23 protein-coding genes and 1 riboswitch are annotated in these 18,234 nt (G+C 53.3%); of the genes, 21 read left to right on the top strand and 2 right to left on the bottom strand.

Going from position 1 to position 18,234, the window contains the following annotated elements; genetic code table 11:
• Positions 1-66 precede the first annotated feature (66 nt).
• From gcvH to GJ1_RS02665, 8 genes are all read left to right on the top strand, one after another.
• Positions 67-450: a glycine cleavage system protein GcvH gene (gcvH, locus tag GJ1_RS02695; RefSeq protein ID WP_066228147.1), complete on the top strand. Its 384-nt coding sequence runs from the start codon at positions 67-69 to the stop codon at positions 448-450.
• Between the two features lie 107 nt (positions 451-557).
• Positions 558-728: a hypothetical protein gene (locus tag GJ1_RS18245; RefSeq protein ID WP_157068348.1), complete on the top strand. Its 171-nt coding sequence runs from the start codon at positions 558-560 to the stop codon at positions 726-728.
• Between the two features lie 333 nt (positions 729-1,061).
• Positions 1,062-1,421, top strand: a complete 360-nt coding sequence (locus GJ1_RS02690; RefSeq protein WP_066228076.1) for a ribonuclease M5 — start codon at positions 1,062-1,064, stop codon at positions 1,419-1,421.
• Positions 1,418-1,732: a thioredoxin family protein gene (locus GJ1_RS02685; RefSeq protein WP_066228073.1), complete on the top strand. Its 315-nt coding sequence runs from the start codon at positions 1,418-1,420 to the stop codon at positions 1,730-1,732. Before GJ1_RS02690 ends, GJ1_RS02685 begins: the two co-directional genes overlap by 4 nt.
• A 154-nt stretch (positions 1,733-1,886) precedes the next feature.
• Entirely contained in the window at positions 1,887-2,234 is a 348-nt protein-coding gene (locus GJ1_RS02680; protein WP_066228070.1) for an SCP2 sterol-binding domain-containing protein, read from the top strand.
• A gap of 73 nt (positions 2,235-2,307) precedes the next feature.
• Positions 2,308-2,417, top strand: a riboswitch (SAM riboswitch).
• Positions 2,418-2,508: 91 nt separating this feature from the next.
• The gene (locus GJ1_RS02675; protein WP_066228067.1) at positions 2,509-3,537 is read left to right on the top strand and encodes a methionine ABC transporter ATP-binding protein; all 1,029 of its coding nucleotides are present in this window, start codon (positions 2,509-2,511) and stop codon (positions 3,535-3,537) included.
• Positions 3,527-4,195, top strand: a complete 669-nt coding sequence (locus GJ1_RS02670; protein ID WP_066228065.1) for a methionine ABC transporter permease — start codon at positions 3,527-3,529, stop codon at positions 4,193-4,195. The genes GJ1_RS02675 and GJ1_RS02670 overlap by 11 nt, the downstream gene beginning before the upstream one ends.
• Positions 4,196-4,209: 14 nt before the next feature.
• Complete coding sequence (locus tag GJ1_RS02665) at positions 4,210-5,064, top strand: MetQ/NlpA family ABC transporter substrate-binding protein (RefSeq protein ID WP_066228062.1); 855 nt, start codon at positions 4,210-4,212, stop codon at positions 5,062-5,064.
• Between the two features lie 19 nt (positions 5,065-5,083).
• Here the strand turns inward: GJ1_RS02665 and GJ1_RS02660 are convergent, their stop codons facing one another.
• Positions 5,084-5,272 carry a hypothetical protein gene (locus GJ1_RS02660; protein WP_066228059.1) on the bottom strand — a complete coding sequence of 63 codons (189 nt, stop codon included), beginning with the start codon at positions 5,270-5,272 and terminating at the stop codon, positions 5,084-5,086.
• 97 nt (positions 5,273-5,369) lie between these two features.
• Between GJ1_RS02660 and GJ1_RS02655 the strand changes: the two genes are divergently transcribed.
• The 7 genes from GJ1_RS02655 (at position 5,370) to GJ1_RS17525 (ending at position 11,320) form a co-directional block, all read left to right on the top strand.
• A complete protein-coding gene (locus tag GJ1_RS02655; protein ID WP_066228056.1) occupies positions 5,370-5,732 on the top strand; it encodes a carboxymuconolactone decarboxylase family protein in 363 nt (120 codons plus the stop codon).
• Between the two features lie 246 nt (positions 5,733-5,978).
• Entirely contained in the window at positions 5,979-6,758 is a 780-nt protein-coding gene (gene sufC, locus GJ1_RS02650) for a Fe-S cluster assembly ATPase SufC (protein ID WP_066228053.1), read from the top strand.
• 17 nt (positions 6,759-6,775) lie between these two features.
• Positions 6,776-8,086 (top strand): Fe-S cluster assembly protein SufD, encoded by a 1,311-nt coding sequence (gene sufD, locus GJ1_RS02645; RefSeq protein ID WP_066228050.1) that lies wholly within the window; start codon positions 6,776-6,778, stop codon positions 8,084-8,086.
• Positions 8,083-9,303: a cysteine desulfurase gene (locus GJ1_RS02640; protein WP_066228047.1), complete on the top strand. Its 1,221-nt coding sequence runs from the start codon at positions 8,083-8,085 to the stop codon at positions 9,301-9,303. Before sufD ends, GJ1_RS02640 begins: the two co-directional genes overlap by 4 nt.
• Positions 9,293-9,742, top strand: a complete 450-nt coding sequence (gene sufU, locus GJ1_RS02635) for a Fe-S cluster assembly sulfur transfer protein SufU (RefSeq protein WP_013144310.1) — start codon at positions 9,293-9,295, stop codon at positions 9,740-9,742. Before GJ1_RS02640 ends, sufU begins: the two co-directional genes overlap by 11 nt.
• 6 nt (positions 9,743-9,748) lie before the next feature.
• Entirely contained in the window at positions 9,749-11,146 is a 1,398-nt protein-coding gene (gene sufB / locus GJ1_RS02630) for a Fe-S cluster assembly protein SufB (RefSeq protein ID WP_011232461.1), read from the top strand.
• A 48-nt stretch (positions 11,147-11,194) separates the two neighbouring features.
• On the top strand, positions 11,195-11,320 hold the full coding sequence (locus tag GJ1_RS17525) for a type II toxin-antitoxin system PemK/MazF family toxin (protein ID WP_157068347.1): 126 nt from the start codon (positions 11,195-11,197) through the stop codon (positions 11,318-11,320).
• 141 nt (positions 11,321-11,461) lie between these two features.
• On the opposite strand, the gene GJ1_RS02625 is transcribed toward GJ1_RS17525, so the two are convergent.
• On the bottom strand, positions 11,462-12,094 hold the full coding sequence (locus tag GJ1_RS02625) for a LysE family translocator (RefSeq protein WP_066228043.1): 633 nt from the start codon (positions 12,092-12,094) through the stop codon (positions 11,462-11,464).
• 198 nt (positions 12,095-12,292) lie between these two features.
• Between GJ1_RS02625 and GJ1_RS02620 the strand changes: the two genes are divergently transcribed.
• The 6 genes from GJ1_RS02620 (at position 12,293) to GJ1_RS02595 (ending at position 18,194) form a co-directional block, all read left to right on the top strand.
• Positions 12,293-13,141 (top strand): DUF72 domain-containing protein, encoded by an 849-nt coding sequence (locus GJ1_RS02620; RefSeq protein WP_066228040.1) that lies wholly within the window; start codon positions 12,293-12,295, stop codon positions 13,139-13,141.
• 18 nt (positions 13,142-13,159) lie between these two features.
• On the top strand, positions 13,160-14,059 hold the full coding sequence (locus GJ1_RS02615) for a sulfite exporter TauE/SafE family protein (protein WP_066228034.1): 900 nt from the start codon (positions 13,160-13,162) through the stop codon (positions 14,057-14,059).
• A 17-nt stretch (positions 14,060-14,076) separates the two neighbouring features.
• Entirely contained in the window at positions 14,077-15,459 is a 1,383-nt protein-coding gene (locus tag GJ1_RS02610) for a bifunctional metallophosphatase/5'-nucleotidase (RefSeq protein WP_066228144.1), read from the top strand.
• 61 nt (positions 15,460-15,520) lie between these two features.
• Positions 15,521-15,823 carry a YunC family protein gene (locus GJ1_RS02605; RefSeq protein ID WP_044732526.1) on the top strand — a complete coding sequence of 101 codons (303 nt, stop codon included), beginning with the start codon at positions 15,521-15,523 and terminating at the stop codon, positions 15,821-15,823.
• A gap of 53 nt (positions 15,824-15,876) precedes the next feature.
• Positions 15,877-16,623 carry a sporulation protein YunB gene (gene yunB / locus GJ1_RS02600; RefSeq protein ID WP_066228031.1) on the top strand — a complete coding sequence of 249 codons (747 nt, stop codon included), beginning with the start codon at positions 15,877-15,879 and terminating at the stop codon, positions 16,621-16,623.
• A 374-nt stretch (positions 16,624-16,997) separates the two neighbouring features.
• Positions 16,998-18,194: an ABC transporter substrate-binding protein gene (locus GJ1_RS02595; RefSeq protein ID WP_066228028.1), complete on the top strand. Its 1,197-nt coding sequence runs from the start codon at positions 16,998-17,000 to the stop codon at positions 18,192-18,194.
• The last annotated feature ends 40 nt before the right edge of the window (positions 18,195-18,234 follow it).

Raw genomic sequence — 18,234 nt, 5'->3', positions numbered from 1 at the left:
GGTGAGTTTTTGCTGAAAATCGGTTATGATGAAAAAGAATACATTTTGTCGCAATGGAGGGATTCGATGAACACGCCGAAAGAACTTCGTTATTCGAAAGAGCATGAGTGGGTGCGCGTCGAAGGAGACAACGTGCGGATCGGGATCACCGATTTTGCCCAATCGGAGTTGGGAGACATCGTCTTTGTCGAGCTGCCGGAAGTCGGAACGGAGCTTACGGCGAACGAGCCGTTCGGCAGCGTCGAGTCGGTGAAAACCGTTTCAGAACTGTATGCGCCGATCAGCGGTACGGTTGTCGAAGTGAATGAGTCGTTAAATGACAATCCGGAGTATGTGAACGAATCGCCGTATGACAAAGCGTGGATGATCGTTGTCAAACCGAACGACTTGAGCGAAATCGACAATTTGTTGACGGCCGAGCAGTACGAGGCGATGATCAACGAAGGATAAGTTCGTGCCGCTTTCGATATACATAATTTTTGCCGATTTCCGAAAGAAGTCTCTCGTTGCAAGCGCGTGAAGGACGAAGCGCAGCGATCAGCGGGAGATGAATGTCGTTGGCGTTAACCAAGACAGCAGTTCAATGGAGCAGCGGTGCCCGTGCTGACGATGCCACCGCACCGCTGTTCATCCATATTGCTCGTTTGGGAACCGAAAAGCTGACCGGCGGCTCGCTCGGCTTGGGCGACGGATCAGCCCTTCTGCTTCGGGGGCGTCTGTCGAGTTGACAAACAGATATGAAAATGTTGAAAGACGCGACCGCTACCGTTGAACCGGATCAAAAGATGCAAAAGATGTCGATTGTGACGGGAAAGCGGGATGATGGGAAAAAGGCAACGGTGGATGGCCGTTGCTTTTCTTTTTCAATTGTATGGTCGGGGTGCTGTCAACCACCCTTATGCAATCTCACTCGAAGGAAGGAGGTTCCATGCCGCTTGCACTTCTGGGGAGTTGCAAGCCCCCACTTCAAAAGCCATGAGGCTTTAAGTGGGGGGAGTTGACCATTTGGCCGGCGCGGGGCATACAATATAGTATCCTCTTTGAAGTTAGGTGGGTCGGACATGCGACGGATCGAAAAAGTGATTATTGTGGAAGGGCGATCGGACAAGCAAAAGGTGGCGGCGGTGCTGAACGAACCGGTCGTCATCGTCTGCACAAACGGCACGATCAGCGACGCGCGCCTTGAGGAGCTGGCTGATGAGCTGGAAGGATGCGATGTATACGTGTTGGCCGATGCCGATGAGGCGGGGGAAAAATTGCGCCGGCAGTTTCGCCGTATGTTTCCAGAGGCAGAGCATATTTACATTGACCGGGCGTACCGTGAAGTGGCGACCGCCCCGCATTGGCATTTGGCGCAAGTGCTGTTGCGCGCCGATTTCGACGTCCGCATCGAATCGCTCATGAGAGGAAGAGGCGAGTGAAAACGATTGACCGAAACGATGTTAAACGAGTGGTAGGGGACGAGCCGCTCCTAGCCCTTTATTTGTATACACCGCTGTGCGGCACATGCCAGCTGGCAAAGCGGATGCTTGTGGTGGTGGAACAGTTGTTTCCGGCGCTGCCGTTTTACGAAACAGACATTAACTATATCCCCGAGCAGGCGGCCGAGTGGAAAATTGAAAGCGTCCCTTGCCTGCTTCTTTTTATGGGTGGAACGATCGCAGGCAAGTGGTATGCCTTTCATTCCGTTCCGTATTTGTACGAAGTGATTCAAGACCGTTTGCCGCACTGACGATTTGCTTTTTTTTGACGCCGTTTGACATATTTCTTGGGAAATGACAAAAACGGCGCTGTTTCGCCAAGGGGCTGTCGAGATTTTTGTAAAGGATTCTCCCCCCTTTGAATGGAAATAAAGGAAACAAAGGAAGATGGGGGGAGGATGCGCAATGGAAATGCGTGAATTGGTCGGGCAGTTCGTGGAACGGATGCAAGTATTGCGCCATTTGTTGCCGATTTTGCCGGATGAGCAGCTGTGCGTTCGGTTTGAAAGCGAAGATGAAACCGTTCTGTTGATGATCGGCAAGGAGTCGGCTGCTGTCGAGGCGGAAAACGATGAACGGAAAACATTGACGGTGCGCGGCTCCAAAGAGGCGCTCGCGTCCTTGCTAAACGGCGAACTGAAGCTGCAGCAGCTCGTCCGGCTGCGTGAAGTGTACGTGTCAGGGAGCTTCCGCCATATGCTGCTGCTTGAGTCGCTCCTCCATTTGGCCAAGCCGTATCGGCACGTCGGATAAAAAATATGTTGACACGATTCGACAGGCAATGATACAATCACACTCGTAATCAATTGAATAGGCGATTGTTGCGCTCTTATCAAGAGAGGTGGAGGGATGTGCCCAATGAAGCCCGGCAACCGTCAGCGCATGCGCTGAAATGGTGCCAATTCACACAAAGCGGCCTGCTTTGAGAGATAAGAGACGGAATGGTGAACAATACCTTTCTGTTCTCTGCGGGCAGAAAGGTTTTCTTTTTGCGCTCTGCCGCCTTGGGAGAAAGGAAGGTGAAACAATGATTGCATTAGAACAAGTGACGAAAATTTATCAAGCGGCCAACGGCTCGGTCACGGCCGTCGACAACGTGTCGCTTGAGATTCGCGAAGGGGAAATTTTCGGCATCATCGGCTACAGCGGCGCGGGGAAAAGTACGCTCATCCGATTGCTAAACGGGCTCGAGAAGCCGACGAGCGGCCGAGTGATCGTCGCCGGGCGCGATATGGCGCGCGTGAAAGGACGGGAGCTGCGCAAAGCGCGCCAAGAAATCGGTATGATTTTCCAGCACTTCAACTTGCTTTGGTCGCGCACGGTACGGGAAAATATCGCGTTTCCGCTGGAAATTGCCGGCGTCCCGAAAGAGGAGCGGAACAAGCGGGTGGATGAATTGATCGAGCTCGTCGGCCTTTCCGGGCGCGAGGATGCATACCCGTCGCAATTGAGCGGCGGGCAAAAACAGCGGGTCGGCATTGCCCGGGCGCTCGCCAACAATCCGAAAGTGCTGCTTTGCGATGAGGCGACATCGGCGTTGGACCCGCAGACGACCGATGCGATTTTAGACTTGCTTGTCGACATCAACAAGCGGCTCGGGCTCACGATTGTGCTTATCACCCATGAAATGCACGTCATCCGCAAAATTTGCGACCGCGTTGCGGTGATGGAAAGCGGCAAAATCGTTGAGCAAGGGGAAGTGCTGCACGTCTTCCGCCATCCGAAGCAACCGATTACGAGACGGTTTGTCAAGCAGCTGATCGAGCCCGAGGAGACGGAAGAAGCGATTTCCCATTTGTTTGGCCAATACCCGAACGGGGTGATTGCGCAGTTGACGTTCGTCGGCGCGGCCGCCGGCCAGCCGCTCATCGCTCAAGTCGTGCGCCAGTTTGATGTAGATGTCAATATTTTGCAAGGGAAAATTTCGCAAACTCACCAAGGCGCCTATGGCGTGCTGTTTGTGCATATGAACGGCGCGCCCGATGAAATCGGCCGGGCGCTGGATTTCATTCAAAGCCAGCAAGTGGCGGTGGAGGTGATTCACGATGCTCGCTAACCTCCTGCCGAACGTGCAATGGGAGACGATGTGGGCGGCGACGGTCGAGACGCTGTATATGACCGGGGTGGCGGTGGCGGCCACATTCGTCCTCGGGATCATTCTCGGATTGCTTTTATTTTTGACATCAAAGGGCAACCTATGGGAGAATCGGGCGGCCAATGCGGTCATCGCCGCGTTCGTCAATATTTTTCGCTCCATTCCGTTCATTATTTTAATTATTTTGCTCATTCCGTTTACGAAATGGCTCGTCGGGACGATGCTTGGGGCGAATGCGGCGCTGCCGGCGCTCGTCATTGGGGCCGCGCCGTTTTATGCCCGCATGGTCGAAATCGCTCTTCGCGAAATTGATAAAGGCGTCATCGAAGCAGCCCAAGCGATGGGCGCCTCAACGTGGACGATTATTTGGAAAGTGCTGCTGCCGGAATCGTTGCCGGCGCTCGTCTCCGGCATTACCGTCACCGCGGTGTCGCTCGTCAGCTATACGGCGATGGCTGGGGTCATCGGCGCCGGCGGACTTGGGAACTTGGCGTATTTGGAAGGGTTCCAGCGCAACCATAACGATGTGACGTTTGTCGCTACCGTATTGGTGCTTATCATTGTCTTTGTCATTCAGTTTATCGGTGACTTTGTCACTTCGAAAATTGATAAACGATAAAGGAGGAACGACCGATGAAAAAATGGTTGGGTGTTTTGCTCGCTGCCATCCTTGTGTTGGCCTTGGCGGCATGCGGCGGCAACAATAATGACAACGCGGCCGGCGGGGACAAAGACGGCGGTTTAGTCAAACTAAAAGTCGGCGCTTCGAACGTGCCGCATGCGGAAATTTTGGAAAAAGCGAAACCGATTTTGAAGAAAAAAGGCATCGACTTGGAGATCATCACATTCCAAGATTACATCTTGCCGAACAAAGCATTGGCGGATAAACAAATCGACGCCAACTACTTCCAACACATCCCGTATTTAGAATCGCAAAAGAAAGAATACGGTTATGATTTCGTCAACGCCGGCGGCATTCATATCGAGCCGATCGGCCTGTATTCGAAAAAATACAAAAGCATCGAAGAACTGCCGGATGGCGCGACGATCATCATGAGCAACTCGGTCGCCGACCATGGCCGCATTTTATCGATGCTGCAAGAAAAAGGGCTCATTAAATTGAAACCGGGCGTCGATAAAACGAAAGCAACGGTCAATGACATCATCGAAAACCCGAAACATTTGAAATTTAAGGCCGATGTCGACGCCGGGCTTCTGCCGCAAATTTACAAAAACGGCGAGGGCGATGCGGTGCTGATCAACGCCAACTATGCGCTCGACGCCGGTTTGGATCCGGCGAAAGACCCGATCGCCGTTGAGTCGCCGAAAAACAATCCGTATGTGAACATTATTGCGGTGCGCAAAGGCGATGAAAACCGGAAAGAAATTAAAACGCTTGTCGAAGTGCTGCAATCGAAAGAAATTCAAGACTTCATCAAAGAAAAATACCACGGCGCTGTCATTCCAGCGGCGGAAAACAATCAATAACGGGAGCTTTTCGCTTCCGTTATTTCTTTTTGCCTAAGCGCGCCAACACGGCGGCGAGCATCACGATGATTGCGCAGTTTTGCAACATGATAACCGCCGCCAGACTCAGCGCTGCGTCTCCTTGCTCGTTCCACATGGCGGCGATGCCCAGCCAAACGATGAATGAAACGGCAACGGCAGTCAGCCAAAAGACAAACCAACGGGCCATAGCTGTCTCCCCTCCTTTTCCCAATACAATTCGTTGTTTAATTTCGTTTTCCTCCATGCATACTAACAGCGGAAAAGAACAAAGGAGGAAAATGGAGATGAACAACGGAACACATGCATCGGTCGAATCTGCGCTTCGCCACTACAAGGAAGGAATCGGAGCGTTTACGCAAAAGCTGCCGGCGGTCGCCGAGCGGTTCAACGCATTCACCGACACCTGCTTTGCCGAAGGGGCGCTGTCGAAAAAAGAAAAACAATTGATCGCCCTTGGCATCAGCGTGGCGACTCAAGACGAGTATTGCACGATTTATCATACGAAAGGCTGCCTCGATGAAGGAGCGTCCGAACAAGAAATTTTGGAAGCATGCGCGGTGGCGGCCGCGTTTGGCGGCGGGGCGGCGATGAGCCAAACGGTGACGCTCGTGCAAGAATGCCTCCGCGAGCTGCGGACGGTCCATTAGACTCCGGCAATGGAGTCTTTTTTTTTTGCAAAAACTCGTACAAGCTCGAGGTTTTCGTGTAAAATAAATAAAAGACGCCGCCTACGTTCCGATTTTTTTACATGCGCATAGTGGAAAAGGCAGCGGAAAAGTTGCGAACATTTTTCATCTGTTATAAAATTGTAATGAGAATAAAATGAGAATGAGCGATCGCTAGAAGACGAGCGAGCTACGATTACTTTCAAGCGGGAATTGGAGGTATGCTGCATGGCAGTATTGACGATTCGAAATCTTCACGTATCCGTGGAGGGAAAAGAAATTTTAAAAGGAGTTGACTTGGAAGTCAAAGGCGGGGAAATCCACGCCATCATGGGTCCGAACGGGACGGGGAAATCGACGCTGGCATCGGCCATTATGGGCCATCCGAAATATGAGGTGACCGAGGGCGAGATTACGCTTGACGGCCAAAACGTCTTGGAGATGGAAGTCGATGAGCGGGCGCGCGCCGGCCTGTTTTTGGCGATGCAATACCCAAGCGAAATCAGCGGAGTGACGAACGCCGACTTTTTGCGCGCTGCGATCAATGCCCGGCTTGGCGAGGGCAACGAAATTTCGCTCATGAAATTCATCCGCAAGCTCGATGAAAAAATGGCGTTTCTCGAAATGAACCCGGATATGGCGCACCGTTACTTGAACGAAGGATTCTCGGGAGGGGAGAAAAAGCGGAACGAAATTTTGCAATTGATGATGCTCGAGCCGAAAATCGCCATTTTGGACGAGATCGACTCCGGATTGGACATTGACGCGCTGAAAATTGTCGCCAAAGGCGTCAACGAAATGCGCAGCAGCGAATTCGGCTGTTTGATCATCACTCACTACCAACGGTTATTGAACTACATCACGCCGGATTACGTGCACGTCATGATGCAAGGACGCATCGTGAAATCCGGCGGTCCGGAACTGGCGCAGCGGCTTGAGGCGGAAGGGTACGACTGGATCAAAAAAGAGCTTGGCATCGAAGACGAAACGGTCGGACAAGAAGCGTAAGCGTTAGGAGGAGGATTATGGCGACAGAAACGAAAATCCCATTCGATGAAACATACATCCGCACGTTCTCAAGCGGGCATGGCGAGCCGGACTGGCTGACGGCGCGGCGCCTTGAGGCGCTTGAGCTGGCGGAGCGGCTGCCGCTTCCGAAACCGGAGAAGACGAAAATCGACAAATGGAATTTCACCGAGTTCGCCCGCCACACGGTCGACAGCGCGCCGTATGATGGTCTTGACGATTTGCCGGAAGCGGTCAAGGCGCTCATTGAAGCAGGCGAAGGAACGAAAAACTTGTACGTGCAGCGCAACCATACGTCGGCGTACGTGTCGCTGTCCGATGAATTAAAAGAAAAAGGCGTCATTTTCACCGACATCTTCACAGCAGCGCGCGAGCATGGCGACTTGCTGAAAAACTATTTTATGACGGCGGTCAAGCCGGATGAGCACCGCCTCGCCGCGCTCCATGCGGCGTTGTTGAACGGCGGCGTGTTTGTCTATGTCCCGAAAAACGTGGAGATTGAAACGCCGCTTCAGGCGGTCTATATTCAAGACGAAGACGACATCGCCCTATTCAACCATGTCATTGTCGTCGCGGAAGACAACAGCCGCGTCGTGTTTGTCGAAAACTATATATCGGCCAGCGGGGAAGGAAAAGCGGTCGCCAATGTGGTCGCCGAGGTGTTTGCCCAAGCGAATGCGCGCGTCTTTTTCGCCGCCGTCGACCATTTGGCAAAAGGCACAACGACGTATGTCAATCGGCGCGGCATCGCTGGGCGCGACGGACGGATCGAATGGGCGCTCGGGCTGATGAATGACGGCAACACGGTCTCCGAGAACATCACCCGCCTTGTCGGCGACGGCTCGTTCGGCGATACGAAAACGGTCGCGGTCAGCCGCGGCGAGCAAGTGCAAAACTTTACGACCAGCGTTATTCATTACGGCAAGCATACAGAAGGAAGCATTTTAAAACACGGCGTCGTCCGCGACAGCGCGACCTCGATTTTCAACGGCATCGGCAAAATTGAGCACGGCGCGTCGAAGTCAAACGCTGAGCAGGAGTCGCGCGTCTTGATGCTGAGCGAAAAAGCGCGCGGCGATGCGAACCCGATTTTGCTCATTGATGAAGACGACGTCATGGCTGGTCACGCGGCATCGGTGGGACGCGTCGATCCGATTCAATTGTATTACTTAATGAGCCGCGGCATTCCGAGACGCGACGCGGAACGACTCATCATCCACGGCTTTTTGGCGCCGGTTGTCGAAGCGATTCCGATTGAAGGCGTGAAAAACCAATTAATCGAAGTGATTGAAAGGAAAGTTCAATCATGAATGTCAATGAAATTCGCGCGTTGTTTCCGATTTTGCACCAACAAGTCAACGGCCATCCGCTCATTTATTTTGACAGCGCGGCGACATCGCAAAAACCGTTGCCGGTCATTGAAACACTCGATCGCTATTACCGCGAATACAACTCAAACGTCCACCGCGGCGTGCATACGCTCGGGACGAAGGCGACCGATGCGTATGAAGGGGCGCGCGAAAAAGTGCGCCGCTTTATTAACGCCAAATCGGCGCAGGAAATCATCTTTACGCGCGGCACGACTTCTTCGCTCAACTTGGTCGCTGCAAGCTACGGGCGCGCCAATGTCAAAGAAGGCGACGAGATCGTCATCACGTACATGGAGCATCACAGCAACTTAATCCCATGGCAGCAGCTGGCGAAACAAACCGGTGCCACGCTGAAATACATTCCGCTGCAAGCGGACGGGACGATCGATTTGCGCGATGTGGAAGCGACGGTGACGCCGGCGGCGAAAATCGTCGCCATCGCCCACGTGTCCAACGTGCTCGGCACGGTCAACCCGGTGCGGGAGATCGCTCGCATCGCCCATGAGCGCGGGGCGGTCATCGTCGTCGACGCGGCGCAAAGCGCCCCCCATATGAAGATCGATGTGCAAGAACTGGATTGCGATTTCTTGGCCTTTTCCGGCCATAAAATGTGCGGACCGACCGGAATCGGTGTATTATATGGAAAAAGGGAATTGTTAGAGAAGATGGAACCGATCGAGTTCGGCGGGGAAATGATCGATTTTGTCGAGCTGTATGACTCAACGTGGAAAGAGCTGCCGTGGAAATTTGAAGGCGGCACGCCGATCATCGCCGGGGCGATCGGGCTGGGGGCGGCGATCGATTTCCTTGAACAAGTGGGCTTGGACGCCATCGCCGCCCATGAGCATGAGCTGGCGCAATATGCGCTTGAACGAATGGCGGATATCGAAGGCGTCACCGTCTACGGCCCGAAAGAGCGGGCGGGGCTTGTCACCTTTAACATCGAAGGGGTGCATCCGCACGATGTGGCGACTGTCCTTGACGCCGAAGGAATCGCCATCCGCGCCGGCCACCATTGCGCCCAGCCGCTCATGAAATGGCTCGGCGTGACGGCGACCGCCCGAGCAAGCTTTTACTTGTACAATACGAGAGAAGAAATCGATCGGTTCATCGCGGCATTACAGAAAGCGAAGGAGTACTTCAGCCATGTCTTCTAACCATCCGTTGGATCAGCTTTACCGCCAAGTCATTATGGACCATTATAAAAACCCGCGCAACCGCGGGGTGCTTGAAGGAACGAACGTCGACGTCAACATGAACAACCCGACGTGCGGAGACCGCATCCACTTGACGATGAAAGTCGAAGACGGAAAAGTCGCCGACGTCAAGTTTGAAGGCGAAGGCTGTTCGATTTCGATGTCGTCGGCGTCGATGATGACGCAGGCGATCAAAGGAAAAACGGTGGAGGAAGCGCTTCGGCTCGCCCACATTTTTTCCGACATGATCCAAGGGAAAGAGTACGACGATTCCGTCGACCTTGGCGACATCGAGGCGCTTCAGGGCGTTTCCAAATTTCCCGCTCGCATCAAATGCGCGACGTTGGCGTGGAAAGCGCTCGAAAAAGGGCTGCACAATCATGAACATGAAGGAAGGTGAACCGAGATGGCGAAAAAAGCGCCGGAAATCGGCGAATATAAGTATGGCTTTGTCGATAAAGACGTCTCCGTCTTCCGCGCCCAGCGCGGATTGACGCGCGAAGTCGTCGAAGAAATTTCGCGGATGAAAAACGAGCCGCAATGGATGCTCGAGTTCCGCTTAAAAGCGCTCGACATCTTCTACAGCAAACCGATGCCGCAATGGGGCGGCGACTTGTCAAGCCTCGATTTCGATGAAATTACGTATTACGTCAAGCCGACGGAAAAATCGGGCCGCTCGTGGGATGAAGTGCCGGCGGAGATTAAAGCGACGTTCGATAAATTAGGGATTCCAGAGGCGGAACAAAAATATTTAGCCGGCGTGTCCGCGCAGTACGAGTCCGAGGTTGTGTACCATAACATGAAAGAAGACCTCGAGAAATTAGGGGTGATCTTTAAAGACACCGACTCGGCGCTCAAGGAAAACGAAGACTTGTTCCGCGAGTATTTCGCCAAAGTCGTGCCGCCGACGGACAACAAATTTGCCGCGCTCAACTCGGCCGTCTGGTCGGGCGGTTCGTTCATCTACGTCCCGAAAGGCGTCAAAGTCGATACGCCGCTTCAGGCGTACTTCCGCATCAACTCGGAAAACATGGGGCAGTTTGAACGAACGCTCATCATCGTCGACGAAGGGGCGCACGTCCATTACGTCGAAGGCTGTACAGCGCCGATTTACACGACGAACTCGCTCCATAGCGCAGTCGTCGAGATCATCGTGAAGAAAGGCGCGTACTGCCGCTACACGACGATCCAAAACTGGGCGAACAACGTTTTCAACTTGGTGACGAAGCGCGCCGTCTGCGAAGAAAACGCGACAATGGAATGGATCGACGGCAACATCGGCTCGAAGCTGACGATGAAATATCCGGCCGTCATCTTAAAAGGCGAAGGGGCGCGCGGCTTGACGCTGTCGATCGCCATCGCCGGCAAAGGCCAGCACCAAGACGCCGGGGCGAAAATGATCCACCTGGCGCCGAATACATCGTCGACGATCGTCTCGAAGTCGATTTCAAAACAAGGCGGCAAAGTCACCTACCGCGGGATGGTTCATTTCGGCCGCAAAGCGTCCGGCTCGCGCTCGAACATCGAATGCGACACGTTGATTCTCGACAACCAGTCGACATCGGATACAATTCCGTACAACGAAATTTTAAACGACAACGTGTCGCTCGAACACGAAGCGAAAGTGTCGAAAGTGTCGGAAGAGCAGCTGTTCTACTTGATGAGCCGCGGCATTTCCGAGCAGGAAGCGACGGAAATGATCGTCATGGGCTTCATCGAGCCGTTCACAAGAGAGCTGCCGATGGAATACGCAGTCGAGATGAACCGCTTGATCAAGTTCGAGATGGAAGGAAGCATCGGATAAGCTTGATGGATCAAGGGTGGAGCACCTGTGAGCGGGTGTTTCACCCGTATGGTCTTTGTGGGTGAACTTGGAGAACATATCGGAACAGAACAAAACGGGGCGCGGCTGGTGCTTATTCTTTCCAATGATCGGATGAATCGCACATCCGGAAGCGTTAAGGCAGGCCCCCACTAATAAGCTGCCTGCCGCGTCGCAGGTCGTTTCACCCCTTCACGGGGGATTCATGTTTTTTAGGGGGAGCGCTCTTGCTCGGGCGCTCCCCTGCATTTTGTTTAGCATGTCGGGCAGCTTCGTTTGGCTGCGGCCTGCCCCCATTTAACGGTGGACTTTTTCAAGCGCCAATTTGATGCCAAACCCGATCATGACCGCGCCCGTGATTCCTTCGATCCATTTCTTCGTTTTCGGCCGTTTCATGAAATCGCTAATATAATTGATGAAATAAATATAAAGAAAAAACCATAAAGCCGTCATGGCCGTATAAACGGCTCCCATGATGAGAAACGGAACAAAGGAGTGCGTGCCCGGCGCAACGAATTGAGGCAAAAAGGTTAAGAAAAAGGCCGCCACTTTCGGGTTCAAAAAATCGGTGAGAAACCCTTGCTGGAAGCAGGCGGGCTGTTTTCCTCCATCGTTGACGCCCGTTTCCATGCCGGCGGCTTCGCCGTTTTTCACGACGCTATACAACGCTTTGACGCCCAAATACGTTAAGTACACAGCTCCTATATACTTCAAGGCGGAAAACAGCAAGGCCGATTGCATAATGATGGCGGAAAGCCCAAGCGACGCTGCGGCAGTGTGGAGAAACAGGGCGCAGCAAACCCCAAGCGCGGTTTTCAAGCCGCCAATCTTCCCGGCGGAAATCGTGTTTTTTGTCACCACCGCCGTATCGGGGCCGGGCAGCACAATCAAAAACATCGACAAGAGAAGAAACGGGTACACATGGATCAATGGACGGTCACCACCATTGTCAGAATGTTTCAATGACTGTCATTATATCGCAATGGTTCATGAATTGTAAATATTGACTTTTTTGTTCTTTATGAACCGCCGCTGCCCCTTGGTGGTGCGGCGGTCATTTTTATTTCACGCCGGTGGCGCATATGGTATAGTTAAAATAGCTGGAAATCGACCGAATTGGTGATCAAGATGATTTACATCGGACTGACCGGCTGGGGGGATCATGACAGCTTGTATCCGCCCGGCCTTGCGGCGAAAGACAAGTTGCTGCAATACGCGGCCCATTTTCCGACGGTCGAAGTAGACTCGTATTTTTACGCCATTCAGCCGCGTTCCAACGTGGAAAAATGGATTCGCGAGACGCCGCCGTCGTTTCAGTTCATCGTCAAAGCGTACCAAGGAATGACCGGGCATGAGCGCGGCCCGATTCCTTATGAAAGCAAGGAAGCGATGTTTGCCGCGTTTTTGGAGTCGATTGCGCCGTTTCAAGAAGCGGGCAAGCTGGCGATGGTGCTGTTTCAGTTCCCGCCTTGGTTTGACTGCCGGCGCGAGCATGTGGCGTACTTGCGCTGGGTGAAGGCGCGCATGGGGGACGTGCCCGTTGCGTTGGAATTCCGCCATCAGTCGTGGTTTTCGCCGCGCTTTTATGAAAAAACGCTCCGTTTTATGGAAGAGGAAGGCTGGATCCACACGATTTGCGACGAGCCGCAGGCGGGGGAAGGGTCGGTGCCGACCGTTTTGCATCCGACCGACCGGGAAAAGACGCTCATCCGCCTGCACGGACGGAATGTCCATGGGTGGAACAAGGCGACGGCCGGGGACAACTGGCGCGCCGTCCGCTACTTGTATCGATACAACGAGCGCGAGCTGCGCGAGTGGGTGAGCCATATAGAGGCATTAAAGAAAAAAACGAAACAGATTTACGTGCTGTTTAACAACAACTCCGGCGGCGATGCCGCCGACAACGCCAAACAATTGATCGATTTGCTTGGCATTGAGTACACGGGCCTTGCGCCGCGGCAGCTTGGTTTGTTTTGAAGCGGGGGGAGAGACAAAATGGCATATATGTTGCTTTTATTGATCGGCTTTATCGCGGGGACGGTCGGCAGTTTGGCCGGCCTTGGCGGCGGGGTGATCATCGTGCCTGCGCTTTTGTTTTTCGGCGCGCTCGGCTGGCTCTCGGCTGTGACGCCGCAAGTGGCGGTCGGCACGTCGCTTGTCGTCATTATTTTTAATGGCTTATCGTCCACATTGTCGTATATGAAAGACAAAATGGTCGACTATCAAAGCGGCTTGCTCTTTTGCCTTGGCAGCGTTCCCGGGGCCGTTGTCGGCGCCTGGGTGAACAATACGCTGAGCGTCGCTCATTTTTCGTTGTATTTTGGGCTGTTTTTAATCGCCATGTCGCTGTTTTTGTCGCTGAGCCAGAAGAAAACGAAGCGCTCGGCTGACGAGACGGCGGCGGCGACGGAGAATGAACGGGAGCAAGCCATTCCTGAGACAGAAGCGGAAGAAACATTGAAAAAACAGTGGTGGGCGCAGCGGGTGACACGCACGTATATGGATCGGAACGGAGAGACGGCGGTTTACGGCTATCATCCGGCGGCGGCGATCGCCATTGCGTTTGTGGTCGGCTTTTTCGGCGGTTTGTTTGGCATCGGCGGCGGATCGCTCATGGTGCCGGCGATGATCGTGCTGTTTCGCTTTCCGCCTCATGTCGCGGTCGCCACGTCGATGTTGATGATTTTTTTGTCATCAATCGTCGGTTCAACGACTCATGTCGTGATGGGGAATGTGCAATGGACGTTTGCCCTTGCCCTTATTCCCGGCGTATGGATCGGCGCGAAAACCGGGGCGTGGATCAATAAGCGGATGCCAAGCCGGACGCTTGTCGTCGTGCTTCGAGTCGTGCTCGTGCTGCTTGGGATGCGGCTTGTATGGGGGAGTTTGGCGTAATGGAGGAGGGGCGCGCATTGAAGCAAACCATTTATATTTACCATACGAACGACGTGCACAGCCATTTTGAACATTGGCCGCAAATCGCCCGCTTCTTATCGGAGCGGCGGCAAGAGCATCGCGCGCGCAACGAGGCGATGCTTTTATTTGATGTCGGCGATTTTCTCGACCGCGTTCACCCGATTACCGAGGCGACGCGGGGAAAGGCGAATGTTGAGCTGCTCAATCGGCTTGGGTACGACGCGGTGACGATTGGCAACAACGAAGGGATCACCCTTGATCATGATGAACTGGATACGTTGTACGAACGGGCTCGGTTTCCGGTCGTTGTCGCCAATTTGTTTCGCCGCGATGGCGCGCGTCCGCATTGGGCGCTTCCGTATGTCGTCATCCCGGCGACGGAGACGTTTCGCGTTGGGGTTGTTGGCGCCACCGCTCCGTTTGTGAAATTTTACGAGCTGCTCGGTTGGAAAGTCGCCCCGCCGTTTGACATGTTGGCGGCGGCGGTGGAGGAAGTGAAGCGGCAGGCGGATTGCGTCGTTGTGCTGTCCCATCTTGGGGTGAATGAGGATGAAAAAATCGCTGCGACGATCCCGGGCGTGGATATTGTTTTAGGCGCTCACACCCACCATGTCTTTCCAGAAGGAAAAACATTGAATCAAACGCTGCTTTGCGCGGCGGGGAAATACGGAAAATATGTCGGGGTTGTCAAGCTGGAGATTAACCAAAACCGGCTGTCCAGGGCATCCGCGACGGTCGTGGATGTCGAACCATTGCCACGTTCCGAAGAGGTCGAGCGCCATCTTGTTTGCCTTGAGCAGGAAAGCTTGGCGCGGCTCGAAGCGGAACGAGTCGCTGTGCTCCATGATGACTTGCCGCTGGACTGGTTCGCTCCGTCGCCGCTCGCGAATTTGCTCGCTTCCGCTTTGCGTGAATGGTGCCAGGCGGACATCGGGATGGTCAACGCCGGCGTGCTGCTGGCGCCGCTTTCCAAAGGTCCCGTGACGAAAAAAGACTTGCACCGCATTTGCCCGCATCCGCTCAACCCGTGCAAGGTGAAGCTGCGCGGTGCGGAGCTCAAAGAGATTATGCTTGAGGCCAACACGGAACGGATGAAGCATTTGCGGTTTAAAGGATTTGGCTTCCGCGGCGAAGTGATGGGGGAAATGGTGTACGACGGCGTGGACATTGAGGCCGACCTCGAGGAGGATGGGCAATGGCATATCCGCCGCATTACGATCAATGGCGAGCTGCTCGATCCGGATCGCACGTATGAGGTGGCGACGATCGATATGTTTGCGATCGGCCATTTTTATCCGCAGATTCAGCGGGCGGCGGAGAAAACGTATTACATGCCCGAGTTTTTGCGCGATCTTCTCGCTTGGAAATTGGCCCAATAGGCAGGCACCTCTTTTTTCATGCTTCATACATTGGAGTATGGAAAGGAGTGTGGCTGCGGCGATGGTCGAAGTGAAGCCGATCATCATAGAGGGGCATCCGTTTATTGCTGTGTCTGTCCAGCTGCCGAAAACGAATTTGTTGGCGGTGGCGAGTGAAAAAGGGTACATTATGTGCGGGGCGCTCGATGTGGCGCTGTTGAATGAGAAATTGCGCGATCGCGGCATTATCGCCGGGCGGGCGGTCGGGGTGCGCACGATTGAACAGCTGCTTGAGGCGCCGCTGGAATCGGTGACAGTCGCCGCTTTGGAGCTCGGCATTGAACAGGGAATGAAAGGAAAAGACGCACTGTTGAAAATGCGGTGAAAATCTCCCTCCTTGCAAGCATACATATAGCTTGTAAAGGAGGGATTTTCATTTTGCTGCGCCCCCGATTCGTGCGGAGAGGGCCGCTCCCGTTCCGCTATGTGTTTTTATTGACGTTCGTTTTTTTTATGGTTTCGACGGCGGCAAGCCTTTGGATTGTGAATAAAGGCATTAAGCCGGTGCTGATGGAAATCGCCGAAACGGAAACGAAGCGGATTGCCAACTTGGTGATCAATAACGCCATTGAGCAGCAGTTTCAAAAAGACAATCCAGAATTTCGGCAGCTGGTCACGGTTCAGAAGGACGCCAGCGGCAAAATTGTGTCGGTCGATTTTGACACCGCAGTGATCAACCGCATCTTATCGGAAACGGACGATCATGTGATGGAAAGTTTAAAGGCGGCGACAGAAGGACGGATTGAACGAATGGTGCTTCCCGAAGTCGAGTCCGGCACTGGAAACAGCCGCGGCATCATTTATTACATTCCGCTCGGGCAAGTGACGAACAATGCGCTTTTAGCCAATCTCGGCCCGCGCATTCCGGTGCAGTTTCAGATCGTTGGCAATGTCGACTCGGAAGTGACGAAAGAAATTCGAGCCTATGATATTAACAGTTTTTTTATTGAAATTGACATTCATGTATCGGTCGACATCCAAGTCGTCATTCCTTTTGCATCGAAAATTTCCAATGTGACAACGGATATTCCAGTTGTGATGCGCTTCATTCCGGGAGAAGTGCCGCAATTTTACAACAAAAACGGAGGGCCGCTTACCCCCTCGATTGAACTGCCTAAACGTTAATCAATCGAGTTTTTAGTAGAAACATGGAAATATTATATACAAAAAATGTTATAGCTGCCCGTTTCCATACTGCTGTTTCGCTTGTTTTTCCTTTAAGCGAAACAGCTTTTTATTATTCAAAAAGAAAAGAGCTAGACGAATGTCATCAAATTTTGTAATATTATATTAAATTGAAAATAGTTTTATTATTTACATAGAGATTGGAGAGGAGGGGAAGCAAGAGAAAACACAGTCTGACCCGTTTTATACGCCGTTGCGCTTTTTAGCAGCGCAGCGGACGAGCGCACAAGGCGGGCAGGCCTTGTCCGTATGGCCTGGGACGAAAGGCGGTGCGCTTTAGTGACAGAACATTTTGAACAATGGGGGGAACAGAAGTGAAGAAAAAAAGAATGGCAGGAGTCTTTTTCTCGTTGATGCTGACAGCGGGCTTGATGGCCGGCTGCGGCGGCAACCAGCAAGGCGGCAGTTCTTCAGGCGGGAACGGCGGCGGAGGCGGGGGCGGCGATGTGATTAAAATCGGCGCCAACCTCGAGCTGTCCGGCGGGGTCGCTTCGTACGGCCAGTCGATCGCTGAGGGGCTGGACTTGGCGCTTGAGGAAATCAACAAAGAAGGAATCAACGGCAAAAAGCTTGAGTTGGTGAAAGTCGACAACAAATCGGAAGCGGCCGAGGCGACCAACGGCGCGATCAAGTTGATCAGCCAAGACAAAGTCGTCGCCATCATCGGCTCGGCGACGAGCACGAATACGCTTGCCCAAGTGCAAGTAGCGCAGGACAACAAAGTGCCGCTCATTACGCCGACCGGCACGAACCCGACGATCACGAACAAAGATGGAAAAGTGAACGAATTTGTGTTCCGGACGTGCTTTATCGACCCGTTCCAAGGAACGGTGGCGGCAAAATTTGCGCTGAATGACTTGAAAGTGAAAAACGCGGCGGTCTTGATCGACAGCTCGAGCGACTATTCGAAAGGGCTGGCTGCTTCGTTTAAAGAGGCGTTCACACAAGGCGGCGGCAAAATCGTCGCGGAAGAAGCGTATGTCGCGAAAGACACCGATTTCCGCGCGACGCTGACGCGCATTAAATCAGCCAATCCGGAATTTTTATTCTTGCCGGGCTATTATGAAGAAGTCGGCCTCATCGTCAAACAAGCGCGCGAGCTTGGCTTGAACGTGCCGATCATGGGCGGCGACGGCTGGGATTCGCCGAAGCTTGTTGAGATCGCTGGAAAAGATGCTTTGAACAATACGTACATCACAAACCATTATTCGTCCGGCGACCCGGATCCGAAAATTCAAGAGTTTGTCAAAGCGTTTAAAGCGAAATACAACAAAGCGCCGGACGCCTTTAACGCCCTTGGCTATGATACGGCCTACTTCTTGGCTGACGCCATTAAACGGGCTGGCAGCGCTGATCCGGTGAAAATTAAAGACGCCCTGGCGCAAACGAAAGATTTGCAGCTTGTCTCCGGCACGTTGACGCTCAATGAAAACCATGACCCGGTCAAATCGGCGGCCATTTTGGAATACAAAGACGGGCAGCAACAGTTCAAAACAAAAGTCAATCCGTAATGATCGGTCAAACAGAGGCTGATGGGCGGGGGAGCGATCC

The sequence above is a fragment of the Geobacillus jurassicus NBRC 107829 genome, from assembly GCF_001544315.1.
GTDB classification, from domain to species: domain Bacteria; phylum Bacillota; class Bacilli; order Bacillales; family Anoxybacillaceae; genus Geobacillus; species Geobacillus jurassicus.
This window is presented reverse-complemented; position numbering and strand designations above follow the sequence as displayed.